Below are 20,319 nucleotides of genomic sequence, written 5' to 3' on the forward strand. Positions count from 1 at the left end.
CCGCAACCCTGATTTTATGGAATCAGTACCGACTCACAGATGTACGTTGGGATGATACCCGTACTGCGAATTTGTACCTCAACGTCCTGTGCCTGCGTGTTGCCGCTTAATACCAGCACGGTGTCCAGCCCAAATTTGTTTCCCCCAAGAATATCGGTGCGCAACGTATCACCTACCATCAGCACATCGCGCTTGCTGACGTGCCCGTCCTCCGGGGTTTCCAGACCGCGAGGAACCACATTCTCGAGCCGTTCGTAAGCAAACATAAAGAGTTGCGCATCGGGTTTGCCGAACCGAATGAACTGTTTTCCAACGATGGTTTCGATCATTTCCGCGACGGCTCCTATGGCGATGGCAATGCGTGTTTTGGAAACGGGATAGGTTTCGTCGGTATTGGCAACAATGACCGGAATATTACGCTTGCGCAGTAAGTTGACGGTTTTGTTTAGATCCGTATTCCAGTCGAATCCTTCGTCGTCAAGTAGTACCAGCGCGTTTATGTCGGCGATATCGGCTAAATCTACCTGATTGATGGGCAGCGTTTTTAAGTCCGTCGTTTCGAGGTAGTGAGCCGAACTGGCAGTACCCAGATACGCTACTGTCCCGTGATTGACTTTTAGGTCGAGGTATTCCCGCGCCAGCATGCCCGACGAAATAATACGCTCCGGCGTAATGGCGTAAAGACCCTGTCGGTAATACGATTCGGCCAGCTCTCTTGGACTGCGTGATGCGTCGTTCGTTAATACGTAAAACTCCTTGTCGTTGTCCCGAAGCCAGTTAAACGTATTTTCAATACCGGGTAATACCCCTTCGTAGTTTTTCAGCACGCCAAAGGCATCGAAGAAAATTACTTTATAGTTGGCGGCTACGTCTCTGAAATCGGCAAGTTGCATAAGAAATGGTACGTGGCTATATAGTAATGCTTACCGCTATTTATATGAATATGGTAAGGCGGCAATAGATTATTCGTCTTTCCTTGAAAAACTCTTCGTAAAAATACGGGTATAGCGCGCTAAAATAACTTTCTTATAAAAAAAGCTGTGTCAAAAGGGACCACAGGCAGTCGCTTATTGCTCCATGACGCTTGTACGAAACGGCTGTTAAATGCTCAAAAAGCTGTTGAATACTATTAAGAAACACGTTGTAGGCCCCGATCTGACCAAAAACAGTATTTTTAGCAAATCAACCTGTACGACCTATGAACCGAATTGTTCTACTGCTGGCTTCTTTCGGAACGGCACTGGCCTTTGGGCAACCTACACCGAGCAAAATCGACGCATCAGCGCAGCAAAAAAACTACCAGCCGCCTGTTTTCACCGATTCTGACCGACTAAAAAATATCGAAACGGTTTTTCCCGTAATCGATAAAATCTACCAGGAATATGCTGCGAAGAACCATTATCCGGGCGTGGCGTATGGCTTGGTAGTCGATGGAAAGCTCGTCCATTCGGGCGGGCTGGGTTATACCGATGTGGCCAAAAAAACGGCGGCAACGCCCCAGTCCGTGTTTCGCATTGCCTCAATGACCAAGAGCATTACGGCAATGGCGGTTGTTAAACTCCGCGATGAGGGGAAGCTCCGACTCGACGATCCCGTTACGAAGTACATTCCCGAAGCGGCTAAATTCACGTACCTGACTTCCGATGCGCCAGTCATAACCGTGCGTAACCTGCTAACCCACTCGGCGGGATTTCCTGAAGATAACCCCTGGGGCGACCGTCAACTAGCCGATACGGACGAAGACTTACTAACGCTGCTCAAAGGGGATGTGTCGTTCTCCAATGTGCCCGGCGTTGCCTACGAATACAGTAATTTAGCCTTTGCCATGCTGGGCCGGATCATCGCAACCGTATCGGGAAAACCGTACCAGCAATACATCACTGAAGCTATCTTGAAGCCGCTGGGCATGACCCACACCGAATGGGAGTACACAAAAGTCTCCGCCAACCAACTCGCGCATGGCTATCGGTGGCTCAACGAGCAATGGGTCGAAGAGCCGCTGCTGCACGACGGGAGTCACGGGGCTATGGGCGGTCTGCTGACATCCATCGATGATTTTAGTAAGTATGTCGCGTTTCATCTGTCGGTCTGGCCTCCGCGTAACGGAGTCGAAACCGGACCAGTTAAGCGGAGTTCGGTGCGGGAAATGCACATGCCCCGTACGTTCCGGGATTTAAGCCCGGCTTTTCGCTTTCCTAACGGTCGGGTGACGCCGATGGTCACTCATTACGCTTACGGACTGACTTGGAGTCATGACGGCGACGGACGCGATTATGTAGCGCATAGCGGTGGATTGCCGGGCTTTGGTAGTCAGTGGCGGATGCTACCCGAGTATGGTATCGGCGTTATTGCCTACGGTAACCTGACGTATGCGAATCTGGGTGCGGTCAACTGGGCGGTGCTGGATACGCTGCTGTCAATGGCGAAACTGAAACCGCGTCAGCTGCCTGTCTCACAAATCCTGCAACAGCGAAAAGCGGAACTGGTCAGCCTGCTGCCCGACTGGACGAATGCCGAAAAAAATCCGATTTTTGCTGAGAACTTCTTCCCCGATCATTCGCTCGAAAACCGTCGCAAAGCGACTCAGGCGTTGTTTTCAAAACTGGGTAAAGTCGTGCGGGTTGGCGAGTTGATACCCGAAAACCAGCTACGCGGTCATTTCGTAATCGAAGGTGAACAAGGGGCTGCCGATGTGTTTTTCACGTTAACTCCGGAAAACCCGGCCCTAATTCAGCAATTGGACATCAAAAAACTCTAAGACCGCCCGGCGTTCCGTGTTACAGGGCTTTCATAAAGGCGACCAAAGCTTGCTTCTCGGTAGTTGTCAGATTGAGCTTGTCGAAAGGTAAGGTCTGGTTCTCTAGGGTGAATCCCAAGCCTACACCACCTCCTTTGTCGTAAAAGTCAACGACCTGTTCCAGCGTTTTATAGACGCCATTGTGCATATAGGGAGCCGTTAGTGCGACTTGCCGGACCGTCGGTGTTTTGAAAGCGTGGTGATGAATGCCGATCTGGGTTGACCGGTAGCGACCTTCGTCGGCGTCGAGCTGTTTTTCCGATGCCGTGGCGGGAGTGCCTATCACCTCGCTTTCTGTTTTGATGTAAGCCGGTGGAATGGTGCCGTTGAAGAGCGGGAAAAAGTGACAGGTAGCGCACTTTCCTTTGCCCATAAATACGTTGAAACCCGCTTTTTCCTGAGCGGTCAAAGCAACTTGTTCTCCGCGCAGGTAACGGTCGGGCCGCGCGTTTAGGTTGGTCAGCGAGCGGATGTAGGAAGCCAGAGCATTTTTTAGATTTTTCTCGGTTACACCATCCGCATACGCTTTGGAAAATTGGGCGCGATACGTAGAATCGTTTTGTAAGGTTTTTATGGCCCGATTAATGGAACCGCCCATCTCCCGCGTGTTGTGAATGACATCGGTAATCTGATCTTCCAGATAGAACGTCCTTGAATCCATAAACTGAAAGGACTGGAAAGCCGCATTTACCAGGGTTGGCGTGTTTCGATCAATTCGATTTTTGGCATCCAGCGTTAGTGACGACGTTTCACCGTCGGTAAAAGCTCGGTTCGGCTGATGGCAACTCGCGCACGAACGTTGCCCGTTGCCCGATAGCCTGGGGTCGAAGAAAAGCGTTTTCCCCAATGCTACGCGTTGGGTAGTCGGCTGGTCATAGCTGTAGGGCAGAAAAAAGGTGGGGTCGAAAGCGTTGGTATCCGAGAGGGTGCGGGCCGACGAACGGAGCATCCGTTTGTCAGTTGCCAACGGATAGCCAAGCGTCAATTGTGCATCCATCAACAAGCGACTCAACGGATAAGCATACTGCCGGATAAAACGGAGCCGATCGAACTGGTTGAACGACTGACCACGTAAGGCTTGCGTCGCTCCACGAAGCGTTTGACGAAGCTGCGCGTTGATCGGACTAGCTTGCGCCGAAAGGGGATAAGCGTCAAGCGTTTGTTCTATACTTTCGAGTGCGGCAATGCTCTCGGGAAGTGAGTGCAGCGCAACCGGCGAGTCGAACCCCGTGATACCCAGTGTAATCAGGCGAGCCACCTCCAGCCGCATGGCGTCGAACACCTGACTATTCGTTAGTTCGGTGTAGCCAGCTACCCGTCGCAGCTGACTTATCGTCGTCTGAATAGACGCTACCTGTTGAAGCAAGTCGGATCGGCGGGACGCATCCAGCGGAAAAATTAGCTCTTCCGCGACTTGTAAGCCGCTTGGCTCGATCACAATGCCTATTCCGTCATCAACCTCACCCTCCGGTAAAGGAGGGCCGTTGAGTGACTTGGCAGATCCCGAAAAGTAAAACTCTGTCAGGAACTCGACCCGCTTGTAGGCCAGCCTCGACCGGCGAAATGCGGCTTGTACGGCAGAGGCTGGCCGGTGTTTCTCAATAGCCGTGCGCAACGCCGTGACGGCGGAATCGAGCCGTGCCAGATCGGTTAGATAGGTTGCCTTAACGGTCTGATGCGGCTGTATAGCAACAAAGGCCGGAACAAAAGCCGCCACTACGACCAGCAGCGCAGCAGCTACCAGGCTATGCGGTCGTGATAAACGGTAAAGCAGTGGCTTCATAAGACGATTCCTGAACACAAGTCAGCCAACAAAAATAAGCGTTTGGGCCATTGAGTCAAAAATCGGCATACCGTTGGTAACGAAGGCACGGCGGGTATTACTAAATTGAGAAGAAACGCGGAGCTATTCAACCTCATGTTTCTACACCAACCCGAGAAATACACCAGAAACGTAAAGCTTACTTACTTAAGCAACGGTATTGGCCAAGGTCCCGATTCCGTCAATCGTGATGCGAATTTCATCACCCGATTGAAGGGTAAAACTGTCGGGTGGTACAATGCCGGTTCCCGTCATTAGAAAGCAACCGTAGGGGAATGAGCATTCACGGAAAAGAAACGACACCAATTCCGTATGCTGGCGTTTCATCTGGCTGATGGCGATGCTGTTGGTAAAGGCTGTCTGCCCATCGCGGAGAATTTCGAGTTGGATTTGAGTTTCGGGCGAAATCGGCGCTTCTGGAACGTACAGGCAAGGTCCCAGGGCCGCGCTGCCATCGTAACTTTTAGCCTGGGGCAGATACAGCGGATTTTCGCCTTCGATGCTTCGCGAACTCATGTCGTTGCCGCACGTGTAGCCCACAATTTTACCCGATGCGGTGATGAACAAGGTTAACTCGGGTTCGGGAACGTTCCAGGTTGAGTCGGCTCGGATTCGAACGTCGGCACCAGGACCGACAACTCGTTCAGCTGTCGATTTAAAGAACAATTCGGGCCGTTCGGCGTCATACACCCGGTCGTAAAAATTGTCTCCTCCCGCTTTTTTCGATTCTTCCATGCGGGCGTCGCGGCTGCGCAGGTAGGTCACGCCCGATGCCCAAACCTCCTGCCGGCCGATAGGGGCCAGTAAGCCTGTTTGTACCCATTGCTGGTGATCATCAGCGGGCGTAGCCGATTGAGTGAGTTGCCGCAATGTATCGTGCAGATTATCCTGGTTAACCAAGTCGTCCCAGCTATCGGCAGGAACGGAATAATACGAATTGTTGGATTCAAGAACGATGCCGGAACGGGTTTTGTAAAGTTTCATGGTAGGAGATTGACTATAATGGGTAAAGAAGGTTTGACGGATCTTTTACTTGACAACAGATCGTTCTTGATCGGGAATGTCTAAAGTGAAATCGAGTACTCTGGGCCAAAATTCGCCGAAAAAGTGTTATATTAGTAGGCTTACGTACCACCGGTTTGGTGGTTTTATAGAAAATGCTGCAAAAAACACGGGGCCTGGCCCTCAGTTATATCCGTTATCGCGAAACATCCATTATTGCCCGCGTCTACACCGAAGAGTTTGGCTTACAAAGCTACATTGTCAATAGCGTCCGAACGGCCAAGAGCAAAAACAACAAGATTGCGCTTTTCCAGCCGTTGACGCTGCTGGATATGGTTGTCTACAACAAACCGGATCGGGATATTCATCGACTGTCGGAAATCAAAACCAGCCATCCCTTTCAGAGCCTGCCTTTCGAAGTAAGCAAGTCAACGATTGCGATGTTCGTAACGGAAATGCTCAACAAGGTGCTGAAAGAAGAAGCGGGCAGTCCAATTCTGTTCCGCTTTCTGGTCGATTCAGTGCTGTTTCTGGAGGAAGCCCGTACGAATTACGAAAACTTCCATCTCACGTTTTTGCTTAAGTTATCGTTTTTTCTAGGCTTCGGACCGGAGAGCGCCCGCGAGTTTGAGAATCAGTTGCGCGAAAATGCCTACGCGTTTTTACCCGACGATGAAATGGAAACTGCGCTGAACAGCATGGTACGCCAACCGTTTGGAACGCCCATTCGACTGGCGCGCGCGGCCCGGAATGAACTGCTCGATGCGCTGGTGGCCTATTACCAGATTCACATTGACACCATCGGTGAAGTAAAATCGTTGCCAGTTTTGCGGGAGCTGTTGAGCTAGTGTCACGTAGCGCAAGTGTTTTTAATCAGAGTGGTGTCGGGTTTGAGAACCCGACACCACTCTGATTAAAAACAGCTACAATCTTAAATTTTACGTTTCAGCTCAAAATGCTGACCCAAGTAAAGCCGGCGAACCTGTTCGTCATTGGCTAGATCTTCGGCAGAACCTTGCTTCAAAATTTTACCTTCGAACAGCAAGTAAGCGCGGTCGGTGATGGAGAGGGTTTCGTTTACGTTGTGGTCGGTGATCAGAATGCCGATGTTGCGGTGCTTTAGTTTCGCGACAATGCTCTGAATGTCTTCGACCGCAATGGGGTCAACGCCCGCAAATGGCTCATCCAGCAAGATAAACTTAGGGTCAACGGCCAACGCACGGGCGATTTCCGTACGTCGGCGCTCTCCACCCGATAGTACCTTGCCTTTGTTTTTCCGCACGTGAGTCAAGCTAAACTCATTGAGCAGTTCCTCGACTTTCTCTTTTCGCTGATTTTTCGGTATGTCGCTCATTTCCAGAACGGCCAGTACATTTTCTTCAACCGTCAGATCGCGAAAAACAGAAGCTTCCTGCGCCAGATAGCCTAGACCCAGGCGGGCCCGTTTGTACATGGGCAGGTCGGTTACGTCTTTGTCATCAATAAAAACTTTGCCGCTGTTGGGTTTGACCAGACCAACGGCCATGTAGAATGATGTGGTTTTACCCGCACCGTTCGGACCGAGCAAGCCTACAATTTCGCCCGTCTCGACCTGGTAGGATACGTTGTTGTTGACTAGACGCGACCCGTATTTTTTTATTAAGTTTTCAGTTCTCAGAATCATGCTGATGCGTTATCAAAAAACGGTCAGTACCGCAGGTGTTAAACCGGGGTAACCGCAAAGTTCGGACGAATACCAGCCACTGCCAACTATTTTTAGGGCTGGTCCGCTGCTAAACCTGTTTATTAACAATTTTTAAAGGGGAAGTATTCGTTTCCTGACGGATTTACACTTTAAGGCCGTTTTAGGAATAAACCAATTACTGGTATAGATTCAGGGTTTAATTCGTTGACTCTTCGTCCATTTCATATGCCTCAAATTCGTCAGTTAACTGCTTATCTGGAAGCCTTTGCTCCGCTGTCTTACCAAGAATCGTACGATAACTCCGGCCTGATTGTGGGCGATCCCAACGCCGAGATTGCAGGGGTTCTGGTCACACTCGATGCTACTGAAGCCGTTATCGACGAAGCGATTGCCAAAGGATGTAACGTGGTCGTGGCCCATCACCCCATTGTGTTTAAGGGACTCAAAAAAATAAATGGCAAAACCTATGTGGAACGGGCTGTTATCAAAGCCATCAAAAACGACGTAGCGATTTACGCGGCTCATACAAACCTCGATAATGTGGCCGGTGGGGTCAATTTCAAGATTGCCGAGAAACTGAAATTACAGAACGTACGGATACTCGCTCCCAAATCGCAGGTGCTGAGCAAACTGGTTACGTTTGTGCCCATCGCTGATACGCAACCCGTACTGGATGCGCTTTACGCGGCTGGGGCGGGGCAGATCGGCGACTACAGCAACTGTAGTTTTCGGGTGAGCGGTACGGGAACGTACCAACCGGGTGAGAACGCCCAACCCGTAATCGGTCAGGTAGGGGAGTACCACGAAGAAGCCGAAAACCGGATTGAGGTTATCATGCCAACGCAGCAGCAGGGGCAACTACTAGCCGCTCTTCGGCAGGCGCACCCGTACGAAGAAGTCGCTTATTACCTAACGGCGTTGGACAATCAGAATCAGGAAGTTGGCTCCGGGGCCATTGGCGACCTACCTGAAGCGCTTGATAGTCAAACCTGGCTTCGGTATTTGAAAGAAAATATGGCCGTCAGTCTGATTCGCCACACGCCCTTTGTTGACCGCCCAATCCGGCGTATAGCGGTCTGTGGGGGCGTAGGGAGCTTTTTGCTGCCGGACGCGATCCGATCAGGAGCCGACGTTTTCGTAACTGCCGATTACAAGTATCACGAGTTTTTTGACGCCGATGGCCGAATCACGATCTGCGATATTAACCATTACGAAAGTGAAGTCTTTACAAAAGAGTTAATTAGCCAGTATTTGGCGAAAAAATTCACTACTTTTGCGGTAATTTTATCAGAAACGGACACCAATCCCGTCCGGTTCTTTATATAGCACTAACTATTTTCCGAATGGAACTGACGATTGCGCAAAAATTAGACGCTCTTCTTAAACTGCAATCCCTTGACTCTCAGCTAGACGAACTCATCAAAATTCGTGGCGGTCTGCCCGAAGAGGTGCGTGATCTGGAAGATGATATAGCCGGATTCGAAACGCGAATAGGCAAGTTTCAGGCTGAAATCAAGACGCTGGAAGAAGATATCGAGCGCAACCGGATTGCCAAAAAAGACGCTGAGAAGCTGATCACCAAATACAAGGATCAGCAGATGAACGTTCGCAATAACCGCGAGTTCGACGCGATTTCGAAAGAGATCGAGTTGCAATCGCTCGAAATCGAACTAGCCGAAAAGCGAATCAACGAAGCTCAATTCCGCGTGCGGGGTAAGGAAGAGGAGATCAAAACGACGACGGCTGCGCTCAACGAACGGAAAGAAGATCTGAAAGCGAAAAAGCAGGAGCTGGACCAGATCACGTCGGAAAGCCAAGAAGAAGAAAAAGCGATTATCGACCAACGCGACGAGCAGGCGACCACGATTGAGCCGCGCTTGTTGAACTCGTACAATAAAATTCGGGGCAACGCGCTGAACGGCCTTGCGGTCGTTATGGTGAAACGGGGCGCTTGCGGTGGTTGCTTCAACGTGGTTCCGCCACAACGCCAGGCCGACATCAAAGACAAAAAGAAAATTATCGTCTGCGAACACTGCGGACGGATCTTTGCCGATGTCGAAGGTGTTCCCGAACCCGCTCCGGTTGGCCGTGGTCGCTAGGTAATTCATGAATTGAACAAAAAAGGTCGTCTGTCAGGCGACCTTTTTTGCTATATTGATTTTTATTATGTTGTCTGTCAAAGGCTTTTGCGTATTGGTTGTTGGGTTCTTTCTTTTTCCTTTTGGCGTCTATGCACAGGATTTTGTCTGGACTCCGGGATTAGAACGGGCCTACGAGGATTTACAAAAGCTGAAAGTCCAATCGGCCCGGCAAGCGCTGGTGAAAGAAAGCAGTCGAAACGGTGTCCGTATTTTTCTGGATGATTACGCTGACATGCTCACGCTCGTTACTTCCGACGATGAACAGGTGTTTGCCGATAGGAGTGACCGGGAAGATGAGCGGATAGACGCTTTGAAGACGCTAGACGACAAGTCACCCTGGCAACGCGTATTGCAAGCTGAAGTCCGGCTTCACTGGGCGTTTGCAAAGTTGAAGTTCGGTAAAGAGGTCAGTGCTAGCTGGGACGTTATTCGGGCGTATAAGCTGTTGACTACTAACCAAAAAAAGTTTCCCGATTTTCTGCCCACTTACAAATCGCTGGGTACGCTCCACATCATGGTTGGATCGGTACCTGACAACTATAGCTGGGTCGCCAGTCTGCTAGGGCTTCGTGGTACGATTCAACAAGGTCAGCAAGAGCTTCAGCGGGCGCAGCAAGATGCACGGTTTGGACTAGAAACTCAGTTAATCGATCTGATGGTCCGGGCGTACGTGCTGAAATTCTCGGATGCTGATGGCAGGGCGTTGCAGCGGCTGGTCAAAGACAACCCCGATAATGGGTTGCTTCACTTTTTTGGCGCAACCATCGAGCAAAAAAACGGGCATAGCGAACAGGCGTTGTCGTTTTTGGCAAAGCGTCCTACGGGTCCCGCTTATCTGGCTATGCCAATCGTCGATAATATTCTGGGCGACATCTATCTGCAAAAAGGCCAGTATGGCAATGCATCCAGTCATTTTCAGCAGTTTTTGAATGCCTACAAAGGTCGTAATTTTGTGAAGGATTCGTATTACAAGCTGTTTCTATGCCATTGGTTAGGCAACGACCGGAGCGGGCAAAACGAAGATAAAGCGAAGGCGTTTTTACAGAAAGTAACAACCGTTGGCCGAACGACCGTAGAAGCGGACAAAGCAGCCCAGAAATTTGCCGAAGCCTATTCAAAACAAGGCGCATCACCGAACCAGAAAGCCCTGATGCGGGCTCGGTTAGCCTCCGATGGTGGATTTACGGACAGCGCATTGGCGTATCTACGAACCTATAACGAAGCAAAATTCGCGTCGTTGGCTGAAAAAGCAGAATATAACTACCGGATGGGGCGTATCTATCAGCGCCGAAACGATGCAGATGCGGCTGTACCGTATTTAACTCGGTCGCTGATGCTGAGCGAATCCGGCGAGGGGAGGCAGCAGTTGTCGTTTGGTGCGACGGCGGCACTTCAACTGGGTTATATCTATCAGCAAAAAAACGACCGGTCTCGTGCGCGGTCATTTTTCCAGAAAGCGCTCAGTTTCAAGCATCACGAGTATAAAAATAGCGTTGACAACAAAGCAAAAGCGGCACTGAGCCAGTTGTAGGTTGAAATACATACGCCATATCTCCAAGATATGGCGTATGTATTTCAACCTACAACTGGCTCACTCTTCAATAACTATGGAGCTGATTAATTCTAGGGCAGACGCTTGTTGATGAAATTGAATATAGGTGGCTACCCCGCCAAACCAATCAATAACGAATGATTTCATAAGCCTGGTTGGCTTAGGATCGATAATCCGTTGATACGAACTATATGGATAATCTGTATAATCGGCACAAATGCCGTGGGTCTGCGGATTCTGATGAATGTAAGCAATGAGTGTCGTAAAATACTGCTCAGAGTCAACCTGTTTGCGCCTGAAATTTTTCTCGAACAGGCTACCTGTACGTTCCTCCTGAATTTTCACGGATTTGGCATAAGAGACAAAGAACCGACGAAACTGTTCGCTAATGATGCGCTCGGGTGATGTAATCCATTCGTTACCGTGCCGCAAGGTCTGCTGCATTTGGGGCAAGTCCGAAAAGTTTTTAATGCGTACAAGTAAATGAAAATGATTCGGAAGCAGGCAAAAAGCGTATGTTTCTACGTATGGGCTTAGATACGCATCGTATTTCTGTAGAAAGTAGCGATAGTTTCTGTCCTGAAAAAATAGGTTATCGCCGTTGTTACCTCGGTTATAAATATGGTAATAGTGGTCCTCCAATAAGGGTGGATAATATTCCTGGCGATGAGTTGACATGACGGTAGGTAGCAATAGCCAGCAACATACATAGAAAAAACAAACGCCGTATCTTGGAGATACGGCGTTTGTTTTTTCTATGTATGTCGTGAAAAGCTAATCCAGCGCAGCGACACCCGGCAGGACTTTGCCTTCCATGTATTCGAGTAGCGCACCACCACCCGTCGAAACGTAGCTTACGCGGTCGCCATAGCCCGCCTGATTGACGGCAGACGCTGAATCACCACCGCCGATGAGCGAGAACGCACCATTTTCTTCGGTCGCTTTTACAACGGCTTCGGCAATGGCATTCGTACCAGTGGCGAAATTCGGGAATTCGAAGACACCCATTGGGCCGTTCCAGAGAATGGTTTTCGAGCTAAGGACCACATCCGTAAACAGTTTGATCGTTTCGGGACCAATGTCCAGACCTTCCCAGCCATCAGGAATCTGACCAGTTGCTACTGTTTGGCGGTTAGCATCGTTTGAGAAATCGTCGGCGCAGACGTTATCCACCGGCATATAAATCTTAACGCCTTTCTCTTCCGCTTTCTTCAACAGTTCGAGGGCTAAATCCTGCTTGTCCGCTTCGAGCAGCGACTTACCGATCTGACCACCCTGCGCTTTGGTGAAGGTATACGTCATACCACCGCCAATGATCAGGTTGTCAACTTTGTCGAGCAGTTTTTCGATGATCAGGATTTTATCCGAGATTTTGGCACCACCCATAATTGCGGTGAACGGACGCTCGGCGTTTTCCAGAATCTTTTTCGCATTGTCTAACTCCGCCTGCATTACATAACCAGCAACCCGGTCGTCGAAGAACTGACCCATAACGGCTGTACTGGCGTGAGCACGGTGAGCAGTTCCAAACGCATCGTTAACCCACACGTTACCCAATTTCGATAGTTTCTCGGCGAAAGCGACATCGCCTTTTTCTTCTTCTTTATAAAAACGCAGGTTTTCCAGAAGCAGAATTTCACCCGGTTGCAGGCTGGCAGCCTGGTCGATAGCTGATTGTCCGATGCAATCATCGGCGAATTTGACGGGACGGCCAAACGCTTTTTCCAGCGCTGGAATGATGTGCTTAAGCGAATATTTTTCTTCGGGACCACCCTTTGGCCGACCCAAGTGCGACATCAGGATCGCGGAACCACCGTCATTCACAATTTTTGTGACGGTAGGAATGGTCGCCTTAATGCGCGTATCGTCGGTGATGTTGTACTGCTTGTCGAGTGGAACGTTGAAGTCAACCCGAACGAGGGCTTTCTTACCTGCGAAGTTATAAGAATCTACGGTTTTCATGCGACTACGTATGGTCGTTGGTTTGCGGGGCCAAACTTAGCGGTTTTTCGGGAGATGCGGGCCGAATAAGTTAGTACTTTCCGTCGCTGCCTGCTCCGCCAAACGATCCACCGCCAAAACGAACGTCATTTTTTCCGTCATGATGTACTCCCGCTGACGCCTGAATAGCCCCCAATGCCTCGGCGTTGATAAAAAACTCATCCGGTGAATCATCGTCTGGCGCATCGGTGAAGCCATTTTTAGGTGTACGCAGATAGCGAATGTTTACCACCGCGAGCCCAATCAGCGTTAAGCCGCCAATCGTCAGGGCGACATTAAGCGGAACCAGAGTCATGTAGTAATGAAACGTCATGATGCTTGCAATCAAACCCAGTATACCCAGAATGATCAGCATTCGGTCTTTTTTGAGCAGACCCTGCCATAGATAAATTACCGGAATGGCGAATGTTAGCAACCAGAATAATACGGACAGACTCAGCTCAGGAGTATGCTCAGGTCTGGGTTTCAGCAGCAGCCAGTTGACTTCGCGCACGACAAAATAATTACTACTCGCGGCCAATACCGTCAGTGTAATCCACTGGAATAGATTCTGCGGGTCATTGTAATACGCTTCCTGAACTAGCGACTGAGACCATAGCCATTTGGGATTTCGGGACAGAATATACAGAATAGCTGATACCGCCATCATAACGAAAGGAAAAGCACTTCGGCCCCAGCTAAAGGACAGGATGCTATCGAAGACAAAGGCGTAGAACGTTGCCAGCGTGAAAAAAGCGATAAGCGTATCGCCATAATACCACAGAATGGCGATCAATAAGGGCAGTGTCAGCAGGCAGTGCGTTGAGGTCGACAAGCCCGTTGGAAGCAATTGGTTGAAGCCGAAGGACAAAAACCCCGCCAGCGTAACAACAAACGCATTGTCAACCCCATTTCGGTAAAGGAGCCGTTTGTTGATGAGCTGATGACCTACAAGGCCGACAACGACGCCGAACCCGATATTAAATAGTCCGTACGTCGTTCGGTTGTTGAGCAGTGTGGAAAAAGCGCTGGACGGCAGTAAATAGCTACCTAAAATAGCGACGGTCGTAAACAAAAACAGCCCGATTTCGATGAAGCCGTTTGTCTGACGAAAATCAACCGGGTACGTCTGCCGGATGGTGTTGATCTGTGCATCGGACAAAAAACGCTTACGGTACCAACGTTCGGCCTGGGCGACAATTGCACGATTGTAAATCCACTGTTCATTATAAGCTTTCATGCATTCGTACGTTTTGGAACCTGGCTCATCAGGTACGCTACCAAAGCAATGCCCGTTAGAATAAAGTACCAATAGTATAAAGTATCGTTCCAGTTGCGGGGCGTAACGTAATGGAAAAAGAGATACGTTACGCCAATGTAGCCGTAAACCGTACTCATCAGCAGGAACATAAACGATTGATTCCGTCTGGCGTACTGGTCGAGGGTGATGCAGGCCGCTGCAATACCCACAACAAACCCCCACCGTAATTCCCCGAAATTAAATAAACCACCTAAGAGAGCAACCATAAGCAAGTTGCCCGCAATGGCAAGGTAAGTGTAGGTGAAATGGGCTTTGATACGTTGCCGCTCCAGGCCAAAGGCCAGGGCTATTAGCACAATGGCTAGTCCGATGGCTGAGAAAACGGTATCGCGATCAAAAAAATTGGTTTTGAAATACAACTCTAAGGGGCGAACCGTAACGCCGACCCACGAAATCAGCGCGGTCAGGGCCATGCCCAGTACGCCCCGGTGGTCGAACCGGTACGCCAGCGGCAGAAATAGCAGGGCAGGAAGTAGCGTTACCAATCCGTAGCGCGTACCGAAGACGGAATACTGATATTGGGCGTACCCTTCGAGCGTCAGAAACAAAAGACAGGCCATCAGCAGCGCATAATCGCCGAAAGGGGAGCGGTTTCGGGCCTGATCGGTAGTCCACGGAGGTTGGTATCGCCAGGCAAAGACAAAGCAGGCCAGGCAGGCGATTGCCATCGCTCCTAGCAAAACACCATGGCCAATCTGATCAAAGTTATCGTAGACAAGCAGACCCAGCCCCGAACTCAACAAGAGAATACCGATGTAAAGCATCGAGCGTAATTCCCAATGCAGGGAAAATGGCTTTTTTTGCTCGTAGTCAGTGAGTTGAGCCTTCTGCTCGGCGGGCAAAATAGTTAGTTTATCTAAGGCATTCAGAACGTCGGTTGGGGACATAAACGGCGTTTTTTTTGTTTGTTAAGTATGGGTTTTACCCATACTACTCACTTAACTCGTGTGGGTTCGCACCCTTATTGCAGATGGTTGGACGCCAGAAAGTTATTCTTACGCCCCGGTACTACCTCGACAATTTCCGCTATGTGCTGGACTTTGTCAAACGGTTATACGGCAACTTGCTGAACGACTCCGAATGGGATTTTATCCGACGATTCGAAGCGCTGAGTCTTGATGCGCAATGCCTGTACGTACGATTCAGTAACCGCAAAGGACTCTTTTTTCGTATTAACAAGCTACAGTATAACGAAATTACTGACTTACCGGCGGCTGTTGGTGAATTGATAACGAACGGATTTCTCGAACGACTGTCGGTTCATCACGAGATTATGGGCGACGAAGCGCTGGGCGTCTTTACCAAATCCGAGCTGATTGACCTATTGCCACTTGAACCCGAAGAGATCAAGCCGCTGGGGAAAGAAAAAAAGGAGGGAGTCGTTCGGTACGCTCTGCAAGAGCTTGATTTTGGCGAAGTTGTCACCAGTCTGACCACCCGCGAAACAGTGGTCAAGATGAACTTCGAAGCCGAAGGAATGATGGTGAAATACCTGTTTTTTGGCAACAGAGGCAGTAACATGACCGAGTTTGTGGTGCGCGATCTGGGCATGGTCAATTTTGAACGGTACGATGAAAGTAAGCTAACGGCCCGCTTCCGTACCCGTAAAGAAGTCGAAGACAAGCTGCTTATCTCGCTGACCAACGAGGAGTTTTACGAGCTTAAAGAAGCCGAAACCCCCGCCGAAGATATTTACAACTGGTTCCTCAACTGGAACGAGACCCGCCCTGAACTGACCGAGATCGCCATTCCGGGGTATCAGAAGCTGGTGGTTCGCGTGGGCGCGTATCTCGAACGGCAGAAGTTACCGGAACAGGCGCTCGCGGTCTACGAACTGTCTGACCGTGTACCTGCGCGCGAACGGCGGGTGCGGCTACTCTTTAAAAACGGTTCGGTAGACGAAGCGCTGGCGCTCTGCGACGAAATTGCGGTGAACCCGTTGAATGCCGAAGAACGCTATTTTGCCAACGACTTCCGCGAGAAAATTCTGGGCATTGGCGAAAAGAAACGTCCCCGAAAAGCGACTACCCGCTTCTTGTCCGACGCCGAAAGTGTGAACATACCGGCGGCTTACCGGCATCACGTCGAAGCTGGGGTGATGAACTACTATCTGGAGCAGGGGTACGATGCCGCGTTTACCGAAAATTACCCGTGGCGGGGTCTGTTTGGTCTGGTTTTCTGGGATATTATTTACGACGCTAACGTACAGGCAATCCATCACCCGCTCCAACGGGCTCCATCTGATTTTTACCTGCCCGATTTTTACCACAAACGGGAAGAGCTGCTGAAAAAACGACTCGTCGAATTGGCCACGAAAGACGACTGGCGACGCCATACGGGCCGGATGTTCAACGCTAAATACGGCATTACGAACGTACTGGTCGATTGGTCGGACGAACTGTTGACGCTGGTCCAGCGAATCATCGAGTTGCTGGATGTCGAGCAATTGCGGCTGATCTTGCTGGAAATGTCGCGGAACGTGCGTGAACATACGCGGGGGTTCCCTGATCTGCTGGTCTGGAACGAGCAGGGACAGTATGATTTTGTCGAGGTTAAATCACCGACCGACCATCTTGGCCCGCAGCAGTTGCACTGGCTGGAATTTTTTCAGACGATTGGCGTCCACGGAAAAGTGGTGCGGGTCATTTGGGAATTGTAGCGCCGTGAATAGCTTTAACGATACATGAAAATATTTCTTGGTATTTTTTTATAGAAGTACCGCATCTTTGCGTTCTAAAGCCGCAAACAATCCTTTATCATGCAAAGACGGAGTTTCCTTAAACAGTCTGGCCTGCTCGCTGCCGGAGCTGTTGCCTTTTCACAAGCCGAACTGTTCGCGAATGCACCCGCCAAGGCAATTAACCCATTTGGCGTGCAGCTGTACAGCGTTCGGGATGTGCTGCCCAGTGATCCCAAAGGAATAATGACCCAACTAGCCCAGATGGGTTATAAACAATTTGAGAGTTTTGGTGGGGCAAAAGGATTTCTGTGGGGCATGGAACCCAAAGAAATTAAATCGTTCCTGGATGGCTTGGGGGTAAAAATGATCAGTACCCACTTCAATTACCGGGGCCAGGCCGATAAGCCCGATGAACTCAAGAAGAGTATTGAAATGGCGCACGATGCCGGGTTGACGTACCTGCTGTGCCCTTACATTGGCCCACAAAAATCGTTTGATGACTGGAAAAAGATTGCCGACGAATTCAATACCGTCGGGGAGCAGGTCAACAAAGCGGGTCTGAAATTTGGGTATCACAACCACGATTACTCGTTCAAACCAATCGACGGCAAGCTCCCACAGGAATACTTGCTGGAAAATACCGATCCCAAGAACGTGATGTTTGAGTTGGATCTGTGCTGGATTGATGTCGCTGGTGTCGATACGGCGGCTCACCTGAAAAAATACGGCAAACGCTACGAACTCTGTCACATCAAAGATTACAAGAAAGAAGGCGGCAAGCCGGTTCAGAATGATCTGGGCAAGGGCAGCGTTGACTTTAAAAAGACCCTGCGTGTGGCGATGGACAGCGGTATCAAGTATTTCATTGTCGAGCAGGAAGAATATCCTGAATCGCCGATGGTGAGCATGAAAAATGATGCTGAGTATATGAAGAAATTGACGGTGTAATCAGTCTCTTATCACGGTCAACAATAAGCCCCGAAATCATCACGATTTCGGGGCTTATTGTTAATAGTCTTGTTGAGTGCTGTCCGTCAGGATGACTTCCAAATGCTTAACTTCTGGTAGCTAAGGGGTAATAGGTCATCGGCCATTTGTTCCGGTTCGTTGTCTCGATTACTATCTTTGTCGCCAAGGACGATAATGCTATTCGTTCTATTGCCAGTTTTCGTAAACAGCGTCAATACGTTATTTATCCTGACTTGGCTCGTTTGTGGGCACTGAGTCAAAAATGATACGATAAGCCTTATCTATACATAAAGATGTCAAAAGTTATTTTAATTACGGGTGCCTCGACGGGGCTGGGGGAGTCAATCGCTACTTATCTGGTTCAGCGTGGACACACCGTATACGGTACGTCTCGTCAAACAGACCTGTCGGATAAACCCTTTCGTATGCTGACGATGGATGTGGACAGTGCGGACAGCATCCAAAAGGCAGTTGAGCGGATCTTGACGCAGGAAAAGCGGATCGATGTGTTGATTAACAATGCGGGCTTAGGCATTGCTTATCCCGTCGAATTGTTGTCGCTTGACGATGTACAACGGGTATTTGACACCAATGTGATGGGAATCATCCGGATGGTGCAGGCCGTACTGCCTTCCATGCGTCAACAACGGTCGGGTTTACTGATCAATATCAGTTCGATAGCGGCTGAAGCTGGTTTGCCTTACCGAGGGGCTTACAGTGCCAGCAAAGCCGCTGTTGAGCGGTTGACCGAAGCCCTGCGGTTAGAGTTGGCCCCGTTTGGCATACAGGCTTGTTCGATCCAGCCGGGGGGGACGCGCACCGACATCAACAAAAACAGGTTGCGGGCGTCTCTACCCGAAGGGAATGCCTATAAAGCAACGTTTGAGCGAACCTACGAACTAATCGACCAGAGTGTGAGCGAAGGCATTGATCCAGCCGTGTTTGGGCCTTTAGTCGAAAAGATCATTAACTCGGCCCAGGTCGCGCGGCTCTACCGGGTCGGTAAACGAATCGAAAAGCTTTCCGTTTTGTTAAAGCAGATTTTGCCAACTGCTATCTACGAACGCATGATCCGTAATCATTACGAAATGTAAACCGATTGGTATGGCTCTTTTTACGTCAACACAACGAAGCGTTAGGCAAAGCTCCAGCTTCTAGTCTACCAGCAAATGACTGTTATGCCGAAAAAGCTGCGTCCCTCTCATCGGAACGCAGCTTTTCGAAGGAGCTCATTTAAGGTCTTTTCCGGCAATGTCTTCCCAGCGGTAGAAGTGAAATGTTTTTCCTTCCGACATGGCTACAAACAAGCCGTGCGGAAATTGCTTTCCAAGGGCCACGTTGGTTACGTCGGAGCCGTCACTGATCTGAGCGGCTACCCTCACGACTTTCAGCAGTTTATACTCGTTGGGATTGCCCGGCTCGCCTTCCCGACGAAATACGTGAAACTGGTTAGAACCTTGGTCGGATACGAGGATGAAGCCCGTTTTGGGGCCGGTTTTGTAAATCGAAATGCCTTCGTGATCTTCGGAAAAACCGGTTTTGGCAAACAGTGCAAGCTCCTGATTACCTTTCTGCGGATCGGCGTAGTATTTACGAACACCAACGCCCTCGTCGGAATAATAGACGTAGCCTAGCTCGTTATCCACTGCAATCGACTCAATTTCTTTCTTGCCGCTGTATGCGCCAAACTTACGGACCAGCGTAGCCTTCACCTGCCCTGTGCCATCGTCATCAAGCCGGTATTGACCAATGTACGAACCATCGGTGGGGCCAGACTTACGACCGACCATTGCGTACAATACCCCTTTCGGATCTTTGTAAAGGGCAATACCCATCAGATCGCGAAATCCATCGCCTGTATCGCCGGTAAACATGGCAAGCCCGCCGTTGTCAATGGGCTTAAGATCGGGCAACGAAAAAATGCGCAGCTTATGCGTAAAGCGCTCGGTCGTTACAGCAATGTCGGTTGGCTTGCCGTTGAGCGACAGACCGTAGGCGACATCAACGTTATTCGGGCGCTTCAGGTCATGAATTTCCTTTACAATCTTGCCCTTCAGGTCGAAGACGTAAAGCCCACCGTCCTGATCTTTATCCGTGCCGATAATCAGGCTTTTCGACGGGTCGGCTGGGTTGATCCAGATCGCCGGATCGTCGGTGTCGTGCCGAACGGTGTCCGTAATGTAAACCGGCTGGATAACGTCTGCCTGCTTTGACGCAGGAGTACTCTGAGCTTTGTATTGTTGGCAGGAAAGTAGAAAAAGTAAACCAGCGAGAAGACTTGTAGCCGGAGAAGTTGAGCTAGTCATTGCTAATGAATCGTGCTTGTTGTCTGTCATTGAATCGCGCTGCGAAGTAACGACTCAATGACAGG

The 20,319-nt window shown here is 49.9% G+C and carries 17 protein-coding genes; 8 read left to right on the plus strand and 9 right to left on the minus strand.

Annotation, left to right across the window (positions count from 1 at the left end; all coding sequences use genetic code 11):
* Positions 1-14 precede the first annotated feature (14 nt).
* Positions 15-893, minus strand: a complete 879-nt coding sequence (locus M0L20_RS14610; protein ID WP_232561657.1) for an HAD-IIA family hydrolase — start codon at positions 891-893, stop codon at positions 15-17.
* A gap of 305 nt (positions 894-1,198) precedes the next feature.
* Here M0L20_RS14610 and M0L20_RS14615 point away from each other — a divergent pair, with 305 nt between their 5' ends.
* Positions 1,199-2,758, plus strand: a complete 1,560-nt coding sequence (locus M0L20_RS14615) for a serine hydrolase domain-containing protein (RefSeq protein ID WP_248477679.1) — start codon at positions 1,199-1,201, stop codon at positions 2,756-2,758.
* Positions 2,759-2,777: 19 nt separating this feature from the next.
* Here the strand turns inward: M0L20_RS14615 and M0L20_RS14620 are convergent, their stop codons facing one another.
* A complete protein-coding gene (locus M0L20_RS14620; RefSeq protein ID WP_248477680.1) occupies positions 2,778-4,580 on the minus strand; it encodes a cytochrome c peroxidase in 1,803 nt (600 codons plus the stop codon).
* A gap of 186 nt (positions 4,581-4,766) precedes the next feature.
* The gene (locus tag M0L20_RS14625) at positions 4,767-5,603 is read right to left on the minus strand and encodes a fumarylacetoacetate hydrolase family protein (protein ID WP_232561660.1); all 837 of its coding nucleotides are present in this window, start codon (positions 5,601-5,603) and stop codon (positions 4,767-4,769) included.
* A 173-nt stretch (positions 5,604-5,776) separates the two neighbouring features.
* On the opposite strand from M0L20_RS14625, the gene recO reads away from it, so the two are divergent.
* Complete coding sequence (gene recO / locus M0L20_RS14630; RefSeq protein ID WP_232561661.1) at positions 5,777-6,469, plus strand: DNA repair protein RecO; 693 nt, start codon at positions 5,777-5,779, stop codon at positions 6,467-6,469.
* A gap of 83 nt (positions 6,470-6,552) precedes the next feature.
* Here the strand turns inward: recO and lptB are convergent, their stop codons facing one another.
* Positions 6,553-7,284 carry an LPS export ABC transporter ATP-binding protein gene (gene lptB, locus M0L20_RS14635; RefSeq protein ID WP_232561662.1) on the minus strand — a complete coding sequence of 244 codons (732 nt, stop codon included), beginning with the start codon at positions 7,282-7,284 and terminating at the stop codon, positions 6,553-6,555.
* A gap of 246 nt (positions 7,285-7,530) precedes the next feature.
* Here lptB and M0L20_RS14640 point away from each other — a divergent pair, with 246 nt between their 5' ends.
* The 3 genes from M0L20_RS14640 (at position 7,531) to M0L20_RS14650 (ending at position 10,977) form a co-directional block, all read left to right on the plus strand.
* Positions 7,531-8,631 carry a Nif3-like dinuclear metal center hexameric protein gene (locus tag M0L20_RS14640; protein WP_248477681.1) on the plus strand — a complete coding sequence of 367 codons (1,101 nt, stop codon included), beginning with the start codon at positions 7,531-7,533 and terminating at the stop codon, positions 8,629-8,631.
* A gap of 17 nt (positions 8,632-8,648) precedes the next feature.
* The gene (locus M0L20_RS14645) at positions 8,649-9,404 is read left to right on the plus strand and encodes a zinc ribbon domain-containing protein (protein ID WP_232561664.1); all 756 of its coding nucleotides are present in this window, start codon (positions 8,649-8,651) and stop codon (positions 9,402-9,404) included.
* A 67-nt stretch (positions 9,405-9,471) separates the two neighbouring features.
* On the plus strand, positions 9,472-10,977 hold the full coding sequence (locus M0L20_RS14650) for a tetratricopeptide repeat protein (protein ID WP_248477682.1): 1,506 nt from the start codon (positions 9,472-9,474) through the stop codon (positions 10,975-10,977).
* Between the two features lie 60 nt (positions 10,978-11,037).
* On the opposite strand, the gene M0L20_RS14655 is transcribed toward M0L20_RS14650, so the two are convergent.
* The 4 genes from M0L20_RS14655 to M0L20_RS14670 all read right to left on the minus strand — a co-directional run bounded on the left by M0L20_RS14655 (position 11,038) and on the right by M0L20_RS14670 (position 15,186).
* Entirely contained in the window at positions 11,038-11,676 is a 639-nt protein-coding gene (locus M0L20_RS14655; RefSeq protein ID WP_248477683.1) for a hypothetical protein, read from the minus strand.
* A gap of 96 nt (positions 11,677-11,772) precedes the next feature.
* Positions 11,773-12,960, minus strand: a complete 1,188-nt coding sequence (locus tag M0L20_RS14660; protein WP_248477684.1) for a phosphoglycerate kinase — start codon at positions 12,958-12,960, stop codon at positions 11,773-11,775.
* Positions 12,961-13,030: 70 nt separating this feature from the next.
* Positions 13,031-14,218, minus strand: coding sequence for a hypothetical protein (locus tag M0L20_RS14665; RefSeq protein ID WP_248477685.1), 1,188 nt, complete (start codon positions 14,216-14,218; stop codon positions 13,031-13,033).
* On the minus strand, positions 14,215-15,186 hold the full coding sequence (locus M0L20_RS14670) for a DUF2157 domain-containing protein (protein ID WP_248477686.1): 972 nt from the start codon (positions 15,184-15,186) through the stop codon (positions 14,215-14,217). The genes M0L20_RS14665 and M0L20_RS14670 overlap by 4 nt, the downstream gene beginning before the upstream one ends.
* 83 nt (positions 15,187-15,269) lie before the next feature.
* Here M0L20_RS14670 and M0L20_RS14675 point away from each other — a divergent pair, with 83 nt between their 5' ends.
* From M0L20_RS14675 to M0L20_RS14685, 3 genes are all read left to right on the plus strand, one after another.
* Positions 15,270-16,958 (plus strand): VRR-NUC domain-containing protein, encoded by a 1,689-nt coding sequence (locus tag M0L20_RS14675; protein WP_248477687.1) that lies wholly within the window; start codon positions 15,270-15,272, stop codon positions 16,956-16,958.
* 99 nt (positions 16,959-17,057) lie between these two features.
* A complete protein-coding gene (locus M0L20_RS14680; protein ID WP_248477688.1) occupies positions 17,058-17,927 on the plus strand; it encodes a sugar phosphate isomerase/epimerase family protein in 870 nt (289 codons plus the stop codon).
* Positions 17,928-18,241: 314 nt separating this feature from the next.
* Complete coding sequence (locus tag M0L20_RS14685) at positions 18,242-19,042, plus strand: SDR family oxidoreductase (protein WP_248477689.1); 801 nt, start codon at positions 18,242-18,244, stop codon at positions 19,040-19,042.
* Between the two features lie 135 nt (positions 19,043-19,177).
* On the opposite strand, the gene M0L20_RS14690 is transcribed toward M0L20_RS14685, so the two are convergent.
* Complete coding sequence (locus M0L20_RS14690) at positions 19,178-20,254, minus strand: phytase (RefSeq protein WP_248477690.1); 1,077 nt, start codon at positions 20,252-20,254, stop codon at positions 19,178-19,180.
* Between the last annotated feature and the right edge of the window lie 65 nt (positions 20,255-20,319).

Origin of the sequence: Spirosoma liriopis (assembly GCF_023196085.1) — a bacterium.
Classification (GTDB): Bacteria; Bacteroidota; Bacteroidia; order Cytophagales; family Spirosomataceae; genus Spirosoma; species Spirosoma oryzicola.

Bases quoted from the DNA above. Each gene is read 5' to 3' on its own strand.
- M0L20_RS14610 (WP_232561657.1), bottom strand. From the start codon at position 893: ATGCAACTTGCCGATTTCAGAGACGTAGCCGCCAACTATAAAGTAATT.
- M0L20_RS14615 (WP_248477679.1), top strand. From the start codon at position 1,199: ATGAACCGAATTGTTCTACTGCTGGCTTCTTTCGGAACGGCACTGGCC.
- M0L20_RS14620 (WP_248477680.1), bottom strand. From the start codon at position 4,580: ATGAAGCCACTGCTTTACCGTTTATCACGACCGCATAGCCTGGTAGCT.
- M0L20_RS14625 (WP_232561660.1), bottom strand. From the start codon at position 5,603: ATGAAACTTTACAAAACCCGTTCCGGCATCGTTCTTGAATCCAACAAT.
- recO (WP_232561661.1), top strand. From the start codon at position 5,777: ATGCTGCAAAAAACACGGGGCCTGGCCCTCAGTTATATCCGTTATCGC.
- lptB (WP_232561662.1), bottom strand. From the start codon at position 7,284: ATGATTCTGAGAACTGAAAACTTAATAAAAAAATACGGGTCGCGTCTA.
- M0L20_RS14640 (WP_248477681.1), top strand. From the start codon at position 7,531: ATGCCTCAAATTCGTCAGTTAACTGCTTATCTGGAAGCCTTTGCTCCG.
- M0L20_RS14645 (WP_232561664.1), top strand. From the start codon at position 8,649: ATGGAACTGACGATTGCGCAAAAATTAGACGCTCTTCTTAAACTGCAA.
- M0L20_RS14650 (WP_248477682.1), top strand. From the start codon at position 9,472: ATGTTGTCTGTCAAAGGCTTTTGCGTATTGGTTGTTGGGTTCTTTCTT.
- M0L20_RS14655 (WP_248477683.1), bottom strand. From the start codon at position 11,676: ATGTCAACTCATCGCCAGGAATATTATCCACCCTTATTGGAGGACCAC.
- M0L20_RS14660 (WP_248477684.1), bottom strand. From the start codon at position 12,960: ATGAAAACCGTAGATTCTTATAACTTCGCAGGTAAGAAAGCCCTCGTT.
- M0L20_RS14665 (WP_248477685.1), bottom strand. From the start codon at position 14,218: ATGAAAGCTTATAATGAACAGTGGATTTACAATCGTGCAATTGTCGCC.
- M0L20_RS14670 (WP_248477686.1), bottom strand. From the start codon at position 15,186: ATGTCCCCAACCGACGTTCTGAATGCCTTAGATAAACTAACTATTTTG.
- M0L20_RS14675 (WP_248477687.1), top strand. From the start codon at position 15,270: ATGGTTGGACGCCAGAAAGTTATTCTTACGCCCCGGTACTACCTCGAC.
- M0L20_RS14680 (WP_248477688.1), top strand. From the start codon at position 17,058: ATGCAAAGACGGAGTTTCCTTAAACAGTCTGGCCTGCTCGCTGCCGGA.
- M0L20_RS14685 (WP_248477689.1), top strand. From the start codon at position 18,242: ATGTCAAAAGTTATTTTAATTACGGGTGCCTCGACGGGGCTGGGGGAG.
- M0L20_RS14690 (WP_248477690.1), bottom strand. From the start codon at position 20,254: ATGACTAGCTCAACTTCTCCGGCTACAAGTCTTCTCGCTGGTTTACTT.